We start from the raw sequence: 14,872 nt of genomic DNA, 5'->3' as shown, positions 1-14,872 counted from the left end.
TCACCCCGCATTCAGGTAGAGAATCCTTTATTTAGGCGTGATTCGGTTCCGAATTCGACTCATGCTGACCGGTGTGATGCCCAGGTAGTTGGCAATGTAGTGGTGGGGTACTCGTTGGAGGATGTGCCGCTGATCGCCTTCCAGCAGGGCCATGTAGCGTTCTTCGGGGCTAAGCAGCAACAGGCCCGCCATCCGCTCTTCCAAAGCGACCATTAGGTATTCGGCAAGGAGTCGGCCGAATGTCTGCCAACCCATATATTGACCGAACAGCGATTTTATGACGGCGTAGGGAAAGACCAGACAGGTTGCCTCAGTGAGGGCTTCAATCGTAACCGGCGATGGCCGGCCAGTGACGCAACTCATATAAGCGGCCATCAATTGCTGGTCAAAGAAAAAGTAGGTGGTCCAGTCTTCGCCGTCTTTGGCGTAAAATTGTCGAAATACGCCTTCCAGCACAAAGGCGACCTGATCAGCCACCACCCCTTGGGTGGCCATAAGTTGATGTTTTTTCAGGTGGACAATAGACAAATGGGGCTCCAGCGCCATCCATTCTTCATCAGATAGCGTACTAAACTGATTAATATGCTGACGCAGCTGTTGAGCTGCCTGGTAAAGCGAATCATTCATAGGTTGGTTGTAATAAAGGTAGAGAAGGCCCCTAAGCTGGCGTGTTCTGCCATTTATCAACGAGAAGAACCCCTGGTAGCATATTCTTAATGAGACTACCTAATCGCTTCTACTGACTAAAAAAGCAACTCAACGATTCTAAAAAAATTGTGCCGTCACCTGTGCGGTTAATCGCGATAGACAGGTAGGTATACCCGAAAATTAGGATTGGCAATTGTTGGAACTGATTCATCCTGCTGATTTTTCGCTCATGCTTAAAAAATCGTTTCATTTATAGACGATACTTATGAAAAGTACAACTATTGAACAGGGAGGGTGGGAGGCTATCATTATTGTTGGCTTAGCGGTAAACTACCATTTCTGGCGCAGTTTTGATTGACTTTTGGCACGTAGTATGCCACTGTGTTCATCGGTAGTCGGGCGTTGCTACGTGGACAAATTTAGAAAACAAAAATGCCCTTTCAGGCATCCTATAGGTGTCCTAGGATAGACACGTTTCTTGAAACCCATGTTTAGTTGGATTGAGAGGCTTTTTTAAGGATAGCAAAACCTGAGAAGCCAGGTCAGCCCAGACCTTTACACGCACCAAGTAATAAAAAAGCTAATTCTGGGAGAACAGGTATCACCAGATGGATAGCCATCGGCATACGATATAAAAGCCTTTGCCAGGATAACGATTGGCAAAGGCTTTTGTAAAAACTGCTTATTCCTGTGGGCTTACCGGCGGACTATACCTGGGGGCGATCCCAGAAAGCAGGCGATTCTATGCCCAGGATGCATAGGTAGGCATATGCCTGGCCCCGATGATGAATTTCACTATCAATCAGGTAGAAATCAGGCTTTCATACACACTAAACGCCTTGTCGACCTTCTGTCCCTGGCCCGGACTTTTGCAACAGCCACGTCAATTAGGTTGTGGCCAGGCTGTGCACCAAAATCAGCTAATGCAATGGAGTAAAGTTGGAGGACATCAGATACTGGTGATGAGGACCCAAGTTTTAAATGATGACCGGGAGAGTGCGTTTAAGCAGTAGTATCCCTTATTTCGCTCGCTATCGCTTTTACTGCTGTTATTTGTTGTTGAAGAAATTTTCCATCTTCGCGAGCAATTTTCTTGATGCCTCGCTGTTGATATTAGCCAGCGGCCACACGTGGTTCTGGTCTTCATATATCGTTAAGATGGAATCAGGCTGCATTCCTTTAACAGCCTCATAAAAGTTCATACTATCGTCTAGTAGGATCTCATTGCTCCCAACTGCGAGCAGTACAGGAGGAAATTCGCTTATGATTACCTTATCGGGGCTTACTGCCTCAACAGGAAAATGACCGACATAATCTTTGGCCGCTCTTTGCAAATATTCCTTGCTGAGGATGGGGTCTTTGGCCCGGTTGGTTTCCTGTGAAGGGTTATCGTCCTGCAGGCTAATCCACGGGGAAATCATCGCTACCGCATAGGGCAGGGGTAAATATTGTTTCAGCAGGTCACCTACGGTTGAAACGATCAAACCGCCACCAGCACTGTCGCCGATAAAACCGATCTTATAGCCTGAATACTCTTTCAACAGTGCGGTATAGACGGCGAAAACATCATTAATAGCTGCCGGGTAAGGTCGTTCGGGTGACAGGGCATACTCAACAAATACCACAGTCGTATTCAGCTTCTGCGCGATATGGCTTACCAGGCTTTCGTGTGAACGGATGGAGCCCACGGCATATACGCCCCCGTGCAGGTGAATAATAATCTTGTTTGCAACTGGATTTTCAGGGATAAACCAATAGCAGTTTACACCGTTTATAAGGGCCTGCTGAACGTTAACAGATGCCGCTTTAGGATAAAGTTTGCCCAGCTGTTCAAACTCTTCTCTGCGTTTTTTGATAGTTTCCATAGCGATGCAAAGTTGCTGGAAAATGAACGGCAGCACCTATAACCCAGGTTAAGAAATACCCTTAATCTACATTAAGGGTCGCGTTATCTTTTTGCCAGCTGTCTGCGCATTTTACTTAAAAACTCAGGTGTAATGCCCAAATACGAAGCAATTTGAGTATTCGGTAGACGTAGCGCTAATTTAGCGTATTGGGTCAAAAAAGACCGATATCGTTCCTCGGCAGAGGAACTGATGGCTTGCAGGATACGGTTCTCCTGTTCAACAAACCGGTTCTCCACGATCACCCTGAAGTTCCGGTCAAACTTTGGATTGCTGGTAAAAAGCGCAAACAGATCGGCTTTATTGATCTGTAAAATAATCGACGGCTCCATGGCCTCGATGTAAACACGGCTCGGCTTTTCATTATAAAAACTGTCGATTTCCATAATCCAGTCGTTTTCAGCGGCAAATTGCAGGTTATGCTCCGTTCCCTTTTGATCTACCTGGAATTTTTTAAAACAGCCTTCAGCAACAAACGTGTAGTGCCTGCAAATGTCATTTTCCTGAAGGATGAATTGCCTGCGTTTAATTTTTCGCTCGGAAACCCTGGTAGCCAGGTCTGCTCTTTCTGCTGCGTCAAGCGGCAGATAATGATCAAAGCTGGCGAAAAGCCTGTCGGCCATTTCCTGGGAAACAGCCATGCTCTGCGGATGCTTGTTCAAAAATGGATTAGTTAAGTTCACTACTTATTTATTGTATGTGAAATTGTAGTTCTAACATACGAATTCAACCCAATATCAGTATCCTGTTTTTCCATTTATTGGTCTTATAATTAATAGTCTCATTAAACTGTTGCAAAAACTTTTGATCGATTCATCATTCGGCGATACAAGATCTTTGATCCTTTCAAGGAACTCTTCCAGCAAAATGGCGGCTTTTTTTTGCATTACTGTTTCAAATTCTTGAACGGCGGTTTGGAATTCAGGAGAGTGTTCCGGGTAGTACGCCGAGAGTATTGGCCAACCAAATCAAAGCGCATAAACTCATCAGGCAAACCATCGTAAGGGATTATCCGATTATGATTAGCTATACAACCGAACCCTATGCCGATACGTTAACGCCGATTATTTATGCCATGAAGGATTGGGGCTTAAAACACCTGTTTGAGGAAAAGGTCTATCCGTTTCTGGCTTGAACGTTTGTTGGCCGATTAGCTTCTACTGAATGGCAACTCCAGGGAGTATCCTATGGACTCTCAACTCACAGCCTAGATTGTAACGTCTGTATTGTTTGACAAATCCGAAGCGTTTACGCCAAACATTTTTTTAAAGGCCGTTGAAAAATGCGACAGATTTTCAAAACCAACTTCCAGATACACCACTGAGGGACGTAGTCCTTTCGTTGAAATCAGATAGTGAGCCTGCTCCAAACGCTTTGTCTGTAACCACTTTTCGGGGCTTGTTGTAAAGATCTTTGTAAAATCCCGCTTAAAGGTGGAAAGGCTACGGCCCGTGAGTTTGGCAAACGAGGATAGGGGAATGTTATATTGATAATGATGGTTCATGTACGTCTCCAAATCGATCTTATACGGTTCCTGAAAATCAAACAAAAAAGGCTGGAACACATCCCCGGTTTGCAGCAGTAACTCAATGGCTTCAGCCGTTTTAAGGGCTGCCATCCTTGTTGTAAGTTTTTTTGGATGATCTCTATAGGGCAACAAGGAGTCAAAAAAGCCTTTCAAAAAAATATTGCCGGTTAGGTCAATCATCGCGTTGCCTTTATACGCACTTTGTTGAACGATAGTATTGTCGGTAGCGTACCGGTGTAAGGCGTTTTGGTCCAGAAATACGCTGATTAATGTAGGCGGTTCACCCGTTGGACCCGGTTTTTTCAACTTTTTGAATAACTGATTTCTACGCATTAAGGCTATGGTTCCTTCTTTCATGACAAAGGTCCCTTCGTTTGAAAAATAAGACGATTCTCCAGATAGCATGATGCCCAAAGCGTGGTCGGGAAAGTAATGTTCGCTACTTTGTACTTTTTGATACCCACGTGAATACAGGATATTATGTTGAAGAATGAGGTTGCTTTCCATGGGTTACTAGTTGAGTTGACTCATAATTAATCGATCCATCAGCTTATCGGATAAAATCTTTCGTAAGAACAGCAAAACCGTAGAGGCCAGTTGGTTAGTCGTGTATCTTGTTTTGGGATGGATGGCTTCTATTCCCCTTTTAATCAGTTTGGCTATCACGATGGGTTCCGCAATATTCTGGGATAATTGGGTAAATACGTTGTGGGTTTTAGCAGCTAAGCCTTTGTAGGCGGTATAGCCCGATACGTTAAGCAAACTATCTGTAGCAATAGGCCCCCATTCCGATTTGGTAGCCCCTGGCTCAACCACGATGACGTCAACGCCAAATTCCCTCACTTCATTGCGCAGACTGTCGCTCAGGGCTTCCAGCGCAAACTTGGTGGCGTGATACCAACCCCCTAATGGGAAAACAATCTTACCCCCCACCGAGGAAATGTTGACAATCTTGCCGTATTTATTTTCCCGCATGTTGGGCAAAACCAGTTGGGTCACCCGCATGGCACCCACGACATTTACTTCCAGTTGATACCGTGCGTCTGCCATAGAAACATCTTCAATCGAGCCATACGCGCCAAAACCGGCATTGTTTACCAAAATATCGATGCTGCCTGCTTCGTTCAAAATCTGGCTGATACACCCTTCGATACTTTCCTCTTTAGTAATGTCCAGGGCAATGGGCCTAATGCCATAGGGTTTCAGGTCTTGCATTTTTTCCATCCTGCGTGCCGCCCCATACACCGTGTAGCCGTTTTGTGCTAAATATATAGCTGTTGCTTTGCCAATTCCTGCCGAAGCGCCCGTTACTAAAACTGTTTTTTTCATGTCTATAAGATGTTGAACTTTATAGAGCAAAGGTACTTTTGGCTGGCCAGGCGTGGTTTGGTGAAACGTCCAAGTTTGTTTGTTGACAAGTTCACTCTAAGAAGATGCCTTAATCAATAAAATAGAAGTTATCCCGGATTCTGAGTCCATAGGTGGGTCAACGCCATTGGGATACGATAAAGCGGTGCTGGGGTTTGTCGGCACCGCTTTCCTGTTCGGTATCAAAGCACTATCAAATTCCTTGAGTTAATCAGGATAAGAATATTTCGCGTTGGGAGCGTTTTTACGAGACACTAACTTTTTACGATCTGTCAAGTGGTCCCGCAACGGCGGGACCAGCCACCGCGGCTCAATCAGTCACCTACGCCGGGAGGAAGCGAAGTTAATTGGCCTCAACCGGAAAATAGAGCGTAAACGTAGCCCCTTCATCCTCCACCGCGTGAGCCGTCACGCCCCCCCGGTGATTCGCCATCACCTGATGCACGATCGCCAAACCCATACCCGTGCCCGCATACCGACTGGTTTTACTATGGAGCCGCTCAAAGGCTCCGAAGATTTGCTGACGATAGGTATCCGCGAAACCTATGCCATTGTCAGCTACCGTAACCTGCCAATACAGACCTGGCGTTAAGGCAAGATCCTCCCCTAACTCGTTGCTGTTTAGGAGTCGGGCTGTCAAAAGAACGTGGGGTAGGCGGCCCGGTTTAGTAAACTTGACCGCATTGCTCAGTAAATTCTGAAATACCTGTCGTAGCTGAAGCGCATCACCGGCCAGGATCGGTAAGGAATCCAGTTCCAACATGGCCCCTTTTTCCTTAATGACTACTTCCAGGTCACTGATCACTTCGCCAACCAGCCAGTTGAGGTCGATGGGCTGGGCGTCGATGGGCTGGGCCTGCGACAAGCGGGAATACGTCAGTAAGGACCGGATGAGCGTTTGCATGCGATCGGCGGCTGATTGCATCCGCTGAAGCAAGCCTGCTCCATCCCCAAGACCGGAGGCATACTGGTCCAGGAGAATATCACCGAACGACTTGATTTTGCGGAGTGGCTCCTGTAGATCGTGGCTGGCCACGGCGGCAAATTGATCCAGACTGGCATTCCGGCGCTGAAGCTCCTGATTGAGCGTCTCAATTTGACGCTGGGCCTGCTTCAAAGACGTGATGTCAACCGAGGAGGTCAGCAGACCATCCGGCCCAAAGCCGACCACATTGACTAAAAACCAGCGATCCTGCCGATGCCGCTCCAAGGTTACCGGTTTACCCGTCGCCACTACGCTGACATAGTGATCAAAGACGTCGCTGTTGACCAAGTCGGGGCTCACCTCCAGCAGGGTTTTGGCATATAATTCCTCAGCCGACAACTGCACCACCGCTAAGGCTGCCTGATTGGCCATCGTGAAGCGGAAATCGACAATTTGGTGGGTCGCATCCCGAACGGCCTCATAAGTCGTGACCGTATCCATCGTCCCATTCAGGATGCTTTGGACCAGATTGGCCTGCTGACGCACCAGAGCTTCGGTTTGCTTGTAGTCAGTCACGTTCATAAAGGTGAGGACCAGTTTATCGGGGGCATACCGTACGGCCGAGGCCTCGAACCAGCCCTCATACCCATTCACGTCGGTGTAGTGCTGAGTGGCTTGTTGTAGCTCCCCAGTGTCAGCCGCTTTGGCGTAGAGGGCAAAAAAACCACTTCCCACGTTACCAGGATACACGCTCAGCAGCGTGCGGCCTTCCAGCTCGGCGGGGGTTTTGCCTAAGCTACGTTCGACAGCCTGATTGGCCTTATCGATCTGGAAATCAACAATAACGCCCTCGGCGTTACGGATGGCCGTCAGAGCCAGAATGCTGCTGAGTGACCCATCGAGGGTCGCCTGCAGTTGGCGGGCCTGCTCCTGAATGAGTTGCTGAGCCTGGTGGCGGGCCGTTATGTCCAGAAAGTTGACCACCAGACCATCTCCGAACGGACTCAGGGATAGATCATACCAAAATGAAGCAGTTCGGTTGGGGAAATATTCTTCACCCCGAAAAGGCTGTCGCGTTTGCACGACTTCTATAAACCGTTCCAGCAGGGTTGAATGGGCTAAATCCGGATAGAGCGTCAATAATGTCTGACTGCGTAATTGAGTGCCGGTGAACCCACTCCGGTCGATGAACGTGGGATTAGCCAGTATAATCTGAAAGTCGACAGTGCGGCCCGACTCAGGGTGGCGCAGGGCTTTGGCGGCATAGATGTTGGTCAGTGAATTGGCTAAGACAGCCTGGAGCAATTCCGGCGAGTCATTGGCGTCCATGCGAAAAGGAGTTAATTCATAGTTTTATGAAAAGTAGACAAATAGAATGACCTATGTACATCCAAAGCTCCCTATTTTTGTCTATTCTTTGTCAATTAGGCTGCCCATCAGGTCATCGGAAGCGGTCAGCTCATTACTTGCCTTCCTGATCAGCTGACTGAAGGGTCAATTTTAGGGCCTTCCTTTCGCCCTCCGATTGGAAATAAACTAGATGAGAAGACGGGCGGTTCATCTTATCTCTTAGTAAAACGGTCAAAGGTATGGCTGAACAATCAATGTTTAATCGCTGTCCTGTTTCTGGTTGCAGAATCAATCACTCCTATAAAACTTTCCCTCGAGCAAGCGCATGAATTGGAAATTCGCTTTGCTTTGATGCAGCAGGAATATACGCACTCCCTCCCTTATAAATATCCGGCTATCAATAATTTGATGATGGCAACTCATTATCGAATCAAGCCGCTTTTAGAAGAGACCGTTCCAGATAGTGGCGAAATAGGGAGTATTCGTCGCTGGTTAGTAAGTTTAGAAAATAGTTAGACGATTATTTTCGGGATGTGCTTGATGGTAAGGTTACCACCATCTATACATTGAAAGAAATTGCACACTTATTAGCCGTACATCCTAACTATTTGGGAGACGTTGTCAAGAAAGAAACAGGGAAAAGTGTTTCGGATTGGATAGATAGTCGCCTAGTGGCCGAAGCTAAATCCTTACGGCTACAGACCGATTTAACGATTGCACAGATAGCCTGCACACTGGCATTCAACGAGCCAACTAATTTTACAAAATACTTCCGGCACCAGACTGGCCTGACTCCTAGGGCTTACCGGACGGACCAGCCTCTGTAATACCTTTGCATTTACTGTACAATACGCTCTTGGAACCATTCACCAGTAGGCGGGTTTCGATAATAACTCTCAGCTGCTATACGTCCCACGAAGCTTCGGTGTACCCGCCCCTTGCCGGCCTATTCTCCTAACCAGCGACGAAACGCCATGGCCTTTTCCCGACTGATAATGACAGCCTCCTCGGACGATGGACTGAGATCTACTTTCAGTTTACTGGTGAAATAGAAATGTACTTTCTGCACGGCCTTATGACTGACAATAAATTGCCGATTGGCGCGATAAAACTGGCGGGGGTCGAGCGAATTTTCCAGTTCATCGAGCGAATAATCGATAGCGTACTGCTTGTCAGACTGCGTTTTGAGATAGGTTAATTTATTGGCCGAGAAAAAATAAGCCACTTCCGCCACCTCCAGGGGGACTAATCGCTGACCCATGTGTACCAGAAATCGATCCCGGAAGAAGTTTGTCGGGTGCTGGTACTGATTGATCTGGCGAACCAGTTCTTCAATGGGTATCTGTAGACTGCTGGTGCCGCTACCTTGGTTTGGTTGAGTGCCGCCATACGTTTGGCGTAACTGCCGGAACTTATTCAGGGCTTTTGTCAGGGATGCTTCCTCAATGGGTTTGAGCAGATAATCCACACTGTTTACTTCGAAAGCCCGCCGGGCATACTCGTCGTAAGCGGTCGTGAAAATAATGGGACTGGTTACCGTGACCTGGCTAAAGATGTCAAAACTCTGTCCATCGGATAGTTCGATGTCCAGCAAGATCAGGTCGGGACGGGGCGACTGGCGCAGATAGGCAACCGTTGTTTCGATGCTGTCTACTACCGTCAAGACCACAATATCGTCGCCTGCCCGGCTCAGCATGGCTTTCAACTGGCGGGCGGCAACCGCTTCATCTTCGACAATCAGTACGTTCATGCCGGTGTCGTTTTAAGAAGTGGAACGGAAACCTGAAACGTGGTCTCGGTTTGGTGGATAATAATATCGGCCTGATTCAACAGTCGGTATTTGGCCGCAATATTAGTCAGCCCCATTCGGTTCGAGGTCACGGCGGATTGTTTGGGTTGCCGGGTATTAACGACAACAACATTCTGAGCCGCATCCGTATAAATCCGAATCGTAAGCGGCTGACGGGAAGACACCCGGTTGTGTTTGACGGCGTTTTCAACCAGCATCTGCATGGTCAGCGGGGGAAGATGGTAGGCCAGCAGAGCTGGGGCAATGTCGATCTGCAACATCAACCCTTTTTCGAAGCGGGTTTTGAGCAGATCGACATAGGCCCGTATAAACTCCAGTTCTTTCGCCAGCGGAATAACCAATTGTTCATTACTCTGTAACAAGTAGCGATACACCTGCGAGAGGTTGATGATGAAGGTGACGGCCTGGTCTTTCTCGTCCTCCATCACCAACCCCTGCAGGGTGTTGAGGCTGTTAAACAGAAAGTGCGGTTTGACCTGTTCCCGAAGGGATTCGAGCTGGGTTTGCAGCGTGATTTTCTTTAGTTTTTCGGCTTCAACATAGGTTACCCGCCACTGTCGGTAGAGATACAGGCCTTCGTAAATAGCCGCCACTGGAATGACGCAGAAGATACCCACAGCCATATTATACAGATAACGCAAGGGGGTATAGTGGTAGCCCCAGATCATGGTCACATCGTATATCGTTGACGTGATCAGTCGGAACAGGCCGGTGATGAGAATAAACCACACGACTTGAAAAACAACCCGTTGCTGGGTCTGGCTCAAGGTTGGATACCGCTTTCGCGACCGGTAAATACCGTACCGACTGATGGTCCACAGCAGCGACACTTCAACTAAACTAACGCCATAGTCGAGCCAAAAGGAAAGGCCATGCTGCCGGTTAATTTGGTCGTAGAAAATCCAGTCACCCAGCAAAGCAATCACCGGGATACCGGCCAACCGGAACCATCGGTCGTTTAAACGAATCATATGGGTACGTTCTGTAAAACCAATATACGTGAGTACGCTTAGCGGAGCAAGTCCAGGGCTGTTTCCAGCGTCCGGTCGTGGCCCACCTTCAGTTCTTCGGGCTTGTTATGAACGACCACTTTAGGCACAATACCGATCCCTTCGAGATTACGGCCATTGGCGTCGCGTACATCGGCAATGGGGGCCCGGAAACTCCAGCCGTTGGGTAAATCACGCGTCACCGCATCCGAAAAAGCACCGCCCGTGACGTCGCCTACCTGCGTCACGGTTTTGTTCTGAAGCATGGCCAGCATGAATGTTTCACCCGTGCTGTAGGTCGTTCGGTTGGTGAGTACAACGATTGGTTTGGTGTATTGAAACGAGCCGACTGGCTCGGTGTAAAAGCGCAGTTCAGGCCCAAAATCACTATGCCGGGGACCGTTGCGTAAGCGGGCGCTGAAGGACAGATGACGTTCCGTTGCAAATCGATTCGCGATGTATTGCCCGACCCGGTCTTCGCCACCCCCATTCTCCCGCAGATCAATCACTAAGCCCCTGGTATCCTGCAGGTAGGTTAGTACCGAATCCATTGTTTTCTCATACGTATCCATATTCTGGTCAAAGCCTTTCAGCAGCACATAACCCACCTTGTGGGCCAATTTGCCGCAGACAAATTCACGGCTAATGGTTCGGCTTTCGGTCAGGTATTGTTTTACCACGGTGCCATCATAATCCGTTACCTGGGTGCGTCCCAGAATACCCCCATCGTACCAGGGTAGCTGCGTATTGGCTGTTGGTCGCAGGTAAACGTGGTTATCATCGAGGTGATTGAGAAGCGCCACCAATACCCGGTAGAGTTCAGCATCGGTCGTCTGCGGGTTCACCTGCGGCCGGTAGGTTTGATAGAGGGTGTTCCAGTCGATCTTTTTGGGCTCAAAAGCCCCATATAGTTTATCATATTCACCCCACAGGTGGTCGAAATTGGTGACGGGCGTATTGGGTAGCTCGGGACCGATTAGTCGGTTGGAGCAGGCAGTGAACAGGGCGCTAACCCACAACAAAAGGAAGAATGTACGGCAATTTTTCATGATCGTATGGTTCGTGGTCGTATGGATGGTTGCTTAAAAATGGACTTCGCCCTCCAGGGAAACAGAACTGGTTAAGGCGCGAATCGGGCGAGGGTCCGGATAGGACAGGTAACGGGCACGGTAGGTGGCGCCCATACTAAACCGTGGGCTGATGCGATACGTATACCCAACCTGAACGTTCACATTGCCCAGCTTACTCACTGTGGCGGGATGCGTACCCTGCTTAAAATAGGCGATAACATTATTATTCCTGTTGGACTTAGGGAAGCTGGCCCAAATGGCGCGGGTGATTATGCCCACAACAGCCATATCTATCCGTACCGTCAGGCTATGATTGGTGACAAACATATAATCAGTCTGGACAACTGGCGACAGCGTAGCGGTATTGACGACCCAGGGGAAATTAGCTACTTCATCAGCATACAGTAGCGACTCCTGAAACGAACCGCCTACCCAGGTAGTAAACCGGGTTGGTTCCGCCGGGCCAACGCGACGGAGGTAATCCACCTCGAGATTTATGTGGTACAATTCTGACGAAATCTGGTACGTATAGGGAGTACCGTCGCCGAACTTTGTTTTGTACGTCCGAGCGCCGAAACGATCGGGGTTCATGGTACCCGCTCCACCGGACAGCCGCACATTGACGCGTGAATTTTCGGAATGATGCCGGTAGGAAAGCCCAAACAGGGGTCTAACCAGACCGGCATACCGAAGCGGAGAGGCCTGCTCATCCAGTGAGTGAAGCCGGAATGTGCCCACAGACAGCCCGATGCTGTTGCGGTACGTTTGTGCCGAAGCGGTGAGTCGAACCTGGGCGATACTAGCCAGTAAAAGAACCGTTTTGACAAGTGTGTTCATAGGGGCGATGTTGTTTGCTTGAGATCGTAAAATTGACCTGTGCAGTGCCCGGTTCAAACCATTTGCCGACGAGGTGGAAAAGATCCATAGTCAACCTGAAAAGAGAAAGGCCGAGCCGAAAATGATTTTCAGCCCGGCCTTTCTCTTTTCAGGTTGTATCATTCGCAATCGGGGACTCTTTCCAGCCCTTAGATTCTATTCATACTTCCCTATCTACTTCTTGAAGTCAGCGACCCGTTCGCGGCTCACCACAACTTCACGGGAGGGAGTGGGCTTTATCGTCAATTTCAGTTTGTGGTTAAAACACGAATGGATCTGCTGAATAGCGTTGATGCTTGTCAGAAATTGCCGGTTAGCCTGAAAAACTAATCAGGATTCAACACGTATACAACGGGTAGCCGTTGACAGTCAAAGTCTTATAAAACGCCCCCATCTGAGACGCATGAGCGTTGACGAGTTTGCTTTTTAAATAGGACGTTTGATCAGACGAATCATATATGAGTAGCTAGCCTAAGAGCAGAGGCTTTAACTAACCGAATGGCACATGTAGAACAACTTAGTAATGGTCAATCTTAAGCACTTCCTGAATGATTTACAGTAGGGAGCTTATTTAGATGCTGCCAAAGATATGCCACCTGAATTAGCGCAAGGAACTAGTTTCAGGCGAGTCATGGCCGCTCTTTACTTATACTATATGGCTCTACTCCTCCTGTCAGCAGGTGTGCTAGCGAGACTATCAAGCCCCTTGCATCTTGATTTTTTTACAGCTTCTCTGTTTACCTTGGGTATACCACAATAATGATTTATTTATACACATAAGTAGTATAGCCGCCGTCAACTAGTAGCTCTGTACCGGTTATAAAGCTAGCATCATCAGAAGCAAGAAACAGCACTGTTTTTGCGATTTCATCAGGACGACCTAATCGTTGTAGTGCCGTTAGGGAGGCTAAATAACCTAATGCTTCTTCAGGCAATAGATTTTTTAACCCTTCGGTTTCGGTTGCTCCCGGACTCACAATATTGACGCGTATGTGTCTTCCGGCAAGCTCATTGGCTGCTGTCTGAGCAATTTTATTCAATGCCCCTTTAGTAGAAGAATATAAGCTCGAATTAAGATTTGATGCGGTTGCCGCTGCGGAAGACGTGAATAGCACAGAGGCACCATCGGCCAGATGCGGAAGGAACTTTTGCAATGTAAAATAAGGGCCCTTAACGTTGGTATTGAACATGGAATCGAAATCTACTTCTGTCGCATATTCAATAGGAGCAAAGACCCCAATGGCGGCATTAAGAAGAAGAACATGGATGGGTTTGCCGCTCTCGGCTACGGCCTTTTCCAGAACGGCGATTCCGGCCAGGTTGGAGGTGTCGGCAACGACTGTTGTTAATTGAGAGCTATTGATCTGTGCAGCGGCTGCCTTTAGTTTTTCCTGACTTCTACCGGTTATCCAAACATGCGCACCGGCATTGATAAAGGCTTTGGCAGCGGCAAAGCCTATTCCTGTACTACCGCCAGTGATCACTACATTTTTTTCTAAAAAATTCATCTTTTTATCATTTTGTTCGTTGCAAATCTAACGGCACATGGTTTATTTTAGTTACTTTGTGAATGAAAGTAACAGTAATCTAATCGTAACCAAGTAACTTATGCCGTGCGAACCCCGTGAAGGCCAAAACCATAAAAAGGAAATGTTGGCGGTCCAAGACTCTATGGACGTGCTGAGTGGAAAATGGAAGATTTCGATCATATCGTCTCTTTGCTACTACAACAAAAGACGATTTTCAGCCATTTTGACTGACGTAGCTGGCATTTCTAACAAGATGCTAAGCAAGGAATTGAAAGAACTGGAAATAAACCAGTTGGTCAAGCGAACCGTTTTAGACACACAGCCGATCACAGTAGAGTATGAACTGACAGAACACGGCCTAACGCTAAAGACAATTATCCATAACCTGACTGAGTGGGGACTAAGTCACCGTAAAAGGATACTTGGCAAATAGTTTCCTACATTTCTTAAGAACATGTTGGGAAATTATGTTTGGTGAAATTATGTTTGGTGAAATAGTCAAATGCGTTGTAGCATGATCTGAATATTGGCTAAATATAGCCAACTCGCCGAAGATGATAGCGTATAATCATAGTCTTTGACGATGCGCCGGAAGAACGGGGGCGCCCGTGCGCTTAGTCCATGCAATGCTCCCGCACCGGCGGACCGGTCAACGACCCACCGCTTGGCTATGGGCACAAATCCCTGAGCCGATTCAGGCCGCGAGGCTTTCTGAAACCGGGTTGCCGGAGCGATCAATGCTCCATTCAGCCAATGCTTGGGCAAAAATCCCATTGTAATCGGACCGATTTCTATGATTCAAACAACAACGGGGAAATAAAAATCTTTATATTTTTCCCTCCTTTGGACACAGGCATAAACGCGATGGATTAGTT

General features: G+C 47.9%; 16 protein-coding genes and 2 pseudogenes. 4 read left to right on the top strand and 14 right to left on the bottom strand.

Translation table 11 applies throughout. The annotated features are described in order from the left end of the window. Nucleotides 1-27 precede the first annotated feature (27 nt). The 4 genes from ACYVEA_RS21325 to ACYVEA_RS21310 all read right to left on the bottom strand — a co-directional run bounded on the left by ACYVEA_RS21325 (nucleotide 28) and on the right by ACYVEA_RS21310 (nucleotide 3,214). Nucleotides 28-627 (bottom strand): Crp/Fnr family transcriptional regulator, encoded by a 600-nt coding sequence (locus tag ACYVEA_RS21325; protein ID WP_461115465.1) that lies wholly within the window; start codon nucleotides 625-627, stop codon nucleotides 28-30. Between the two features lie 728 nt (nucleotides 628-1,355). Beyond that, entirely contained in the window at nucleotides 1,356-1,439 is an 84-nt protein-coding gene (locus ACYVEA_RS21320) for a hypothetical protein (RefSeq protein ID WP_461115742.1), read from the bottom strand. A 258-nt stretch (nucleotides 1,440-1,697) separates the two neighbouring features. Continuing rightward, a complete protein-coding gene (locus ACYVEA_RS21315) occupies nucleotides 1,698-2,513 on the bottom strand; it encodes an alpha/beta hydrolase fold domain-containing protein (protein ID WP_461115464.1) in 816 nt (271 codons plus the stop codon). 83 nt (nucleotides 2,514-2,596) lie between these two features. Further along, the gene (locus tag ACYVEA_RS21310) at nucleotides 2,597-3,214 is read right to left on the bottom strand and encodes a Crp/Fnr family transcriptional regulator (protein ID WP_461115463.1); all 618 of its coding nucleotides are present in this window, start codon (nucleotides 3,212-3,214) and stop codon (nucleotides 2,597-2,599) included. A gap of 215 nt (nucleotides 3,215-3,429) precedes the next feature. On the opposite strand from ACYVEA_RS21310, the pseudogene ACYVEA_RS21305 reads away from it, so the two are divergent. Further along, nucleotides 3,430-3,687: pseudogene (locus ACYVEA_RS21305) on the top strand (winged helix-turn-helix transcriptional regulator); the annotation flags it as partial. Between the two features lie 72 nt (nucleotides 3,688-3,759). Here ACYVEA_RS21305 and ACYVEA_RS21300 read toward each other — a convergent pair. The 3 genes from ACYVEA_RS21300 to ACYVEA_RS21290 all read right to left on the bottom strand — a co-directional run bounded on the left by ACYVEA_RS21300 (nucleotide 3,760) and on the right by ACYVEA_RS21290 (nucleotide 7,702). Continuing rightward, nucleotides 3,760-4,587, bottom strand: coding sequence for an AraC family transcriptional regulator (locus ACYVEA_RS21300; RefSeq protein WP_461115462.1), 828 nt, complete (start codon nucleotides 4,585-4,587; stop codon nucleotides 3,760-3,762). A gap of 6 nt (nucleotides 4,588-4,593) precedes the next feature. Beyond that, the gene (locus ACYVEA_RS21295; protein ID WP_461115461.1) at nucleotides 4,594-5,409 is read right to left on the bottom strand and encodes an oxidoreductase; all 816 of its coding nucleotides are present in this window, start codon (nucleotides 5,407-5,409) and stop codon (nucleotides 4,594-4,596) included. 382 nt (nucleotides 5,410-5,791) lie between these two features. Then, nucleotides 5,792-7,702, bottom strand: a complete 1,911-nt coding sequence (locus ACYVEA_RS21290) for a sensor histidine kinase (protein WP_461115460.1) — start codon at nucleotides 7,700-7,702, stop codon at nucleotides 5,792-5,794. 351 nt (nucleotides 7,703-8,053) lie between these two features. Here ACYVEA_RS21290 and ACYVEA_RS21285 point away from each other — a divergent pair, with 351 nt between their 5' ends. After that, nucleotides 8,054-8,239, top strand: a complete 186-nt coding sequence (locus tag ACYVEA_RS21285; protein ID WP_461115459.1) for a hypothetical protein — start codon at nucleotides 8,054-8,056, stop codon at nucleotides 8,237-8,239. A 50-nt stretch (nucleotides 8,240-8,289) separates the two neighbouring features. Further along, nucleotides 8,290-8,550, top strand: coding sequence for a helix-turn-helix domain-containing protein (locus ACYVEA_RS21280; RefSeq protein ID WP_461115458.1), 261 nt, complete (start codon nucleotides 8,290-8,292; stop codon nucleotides 8,548-8,550). Nucleotides 8,551-8,669: 119 nt separating this feature from the next. Here ACYVEA_RS21280 and ACYVEA_RS21275 read toward each other — a convergent pair whose 3' ends face one another. The 6 genes and pseudogenes from ACYVEA_RS21275 to ACYVEA_RS21250 form a co-directional block, all read right to left on the bottom strand. Next, entirely contained in the window at nucleotides 8,670-9,473 is an 804-nt protein-coding gene (locus tag ACYVEA_RS21275; protein ID WP_461115457.1) for a LytR/AlgR family response regulator transcription factor, read from the bottom strand. Beyond that, entirely contained in the window at nucleotides 9,470-10,504 is a 1,035-nt protein-coding gene (locus tag ACYVEA_RS21270; RefSeq protein ID WP_461115456.1) for a sensor histidine kinase, read from the bottom strand. The genes ACYVEA_RS21275 and ACYVEA_RS21270 overlap by 4 nt, the downstream gene beginning before the upstream one ends. A 38-nt stretch (nucleotides 10,505-10,542) precedes the next feature. After that, entirely contained in the window at nucleotides 10,543-11,571 is a 1,029-nt protein-coding gene (locus ACYVEA_RS21265; protein ID WP_461115455.1) for a S41 family peptidase, read from the bottom strand. Nucleotides 11,572-11,604: 33 nt separating this feature from the next. Further along, nucleotides 11,605-12,429, bottom strand: a complete 825-nt coding sequence (locus tag ACYVEA_RS21260; RefSeq protein ID WP_461115454.1) for a hypothetical protein — start codon at nucleotides 12,427-12,429, stop codon at nucleotides 11,605-11,607. 213 nt (nucleotides 12,430-12,642) lie between these two features. Continuing rightward, nucleotides 12,643-12,780, bottom strand: a pseudogene (locus ACYVEA_RS21255) (LytTR family transcriptional regulator DNA-binding domain-containing protein); the annotation flags it as partial. Nucleotides 12,781-13,232: 452 nt separating this feature from the next. Continuing rightward, on the bottom strand, nucleotides 13,233-13,976 hold the full coding sequence (locus ACYVEA_RS21250; protein WP_461115453.1) for an SDR family NAD(P)-dependent oxidoreductase: 744 nt from the start codon (nucleotides 13,974-13,976) through the stop codon (nucleotides 13,233-13,235). Nucleotides 13,977-14,118: 142 nt separating this feature from the next. Between ACYVEA_RS21250 and ACYVEA_RS21245 the strand changes: the two genes are divergently transcribed. Continuing rightward, nucleotides 14,119-14,430 (top strand): winged helix-turn-helix transcriptional regulator, encoded by a 312-nt coding sequence (locus ACYVEA_RS21245; protein ID WP_461115452.1) that lies wholly within the window; start codon nucleotides 14,119-14,121, stop codon nucleotides 14,428-14,430. 65 nt (nucleotides 14,431-14,495) lie between these two features. On the opposite strand, the gene ACYVEA_RS21240 is transcribed toward ACYVEA_RS21245, so the two are convergent. After that, a complete protein-coding gene (locus ACYVEA_RS21240; RefSeq protein WP_461115451.1) occupies nucleotides 14,496-14,771 on the bottom strand; it encodes a hypothetical protein in 276 nt (91 codons plus the stop codon). Nucleotides 14,772-14,872 lie beyond the last annotated feature (101 nt).

It is taken from the genome of Spirosoma jeollabukense, from assembly GCF_054777855.1.
This window is presented reverse-complemented; position numbering and strand designations above follow the sequence as displayed.

Excerpts from the sequence above, each read along its gene's own strand:
- ACYVEA_RS21240 (WP_461115451.1), bottom strand. The coding sequence starts at position 14,771 with ATGGGATTTTTGCCCAAGCATTGGCTGAATGGAGCATTGATCGCTCCG.
- ACYVEA_RS21270 (WP_461115456.1), bottom strand. The coding sequence starts at position 10,504 with ATGATTCGTTTAAACGACCGATGGTTCCGGTTGGCCGGTATCCCGGTG.
- ACYVEA_RS21300 (WP_461115462.1), bottom strand. The coding sequence starts at position 4,587 with ATGGAAAGCAACCTCATTCTTCAACATAATATCCTGTATTCACGTGGG.
- ACYVEA_RS21275 (WP_461115457.1), bottom strand. The coding sequence starts at position 9,473 with ATGAACGTACTGATTGTCGAAGATGAAGCGGTTGCCGCCCGCCAGTTG.
- ACYVEA_RS21260 (WP_461115454.1), bottom strand. The coding sequence starts at position 12,429 with ATGAACACACTTGTCAAAACGGTTCTTTTACTGGCTAGTATCGCCCAG.
- ACYVEA_RS21325 (WP_461115465.1), bottom strand. The coding sequence starts at position 627 with ATGAATGATTCGCTTTACCAGGCAGCTCAACAGCTGCGTCAGCATATT.
- ACYVEA_RS21250 (WP_461115453.1), bottom strand. The coding sequence starts at position 13,976 with ATGAATTTTTTAGAAAAAAATGTAGTGATCACTGGCGGTAGTACAGGA.
- ACYVEA_RS21290 (WP_461115460.1), bottom strand. The coding sequence starts at position 7,702 with ATGGACGCCAATGACTCGCCGGAATTGCTCCAGGCTGTCTTAGCCAAT.
- ACYVEA_RS21315 (WP_461115464.1), bottom strand. The coding sequence starts at position 2,513 with ATGGAAACTATCAAAAAACGCAGAGAAGAGTTTGAACAGCTGGGCAAA.
- ACYVEA_RS21265 (WP_461115455.1), bottom strand. The coding sequence starts at position 11,571 with ATGAAAAATTGCCGTACATTCTTCCTTTTGTTGTGGGTTAGCGCCCTG.
- ACYVEA_RS21295 (WP_461115461.1), bottom strand. The coding sequence starts at position 5,409 with ATGAAAAAAACAGTTTTAGTAACGGGCGCTTCGGCAGGAATTGGCAAA.
- ACYVEA_RS21245 (WP_461115452.1), top strand. The coding sequence starts at position 14,119 with ATGTTGGCGGTCCAAGACTCTATGGACGTGCTGAGTGGAAAATGGAAG.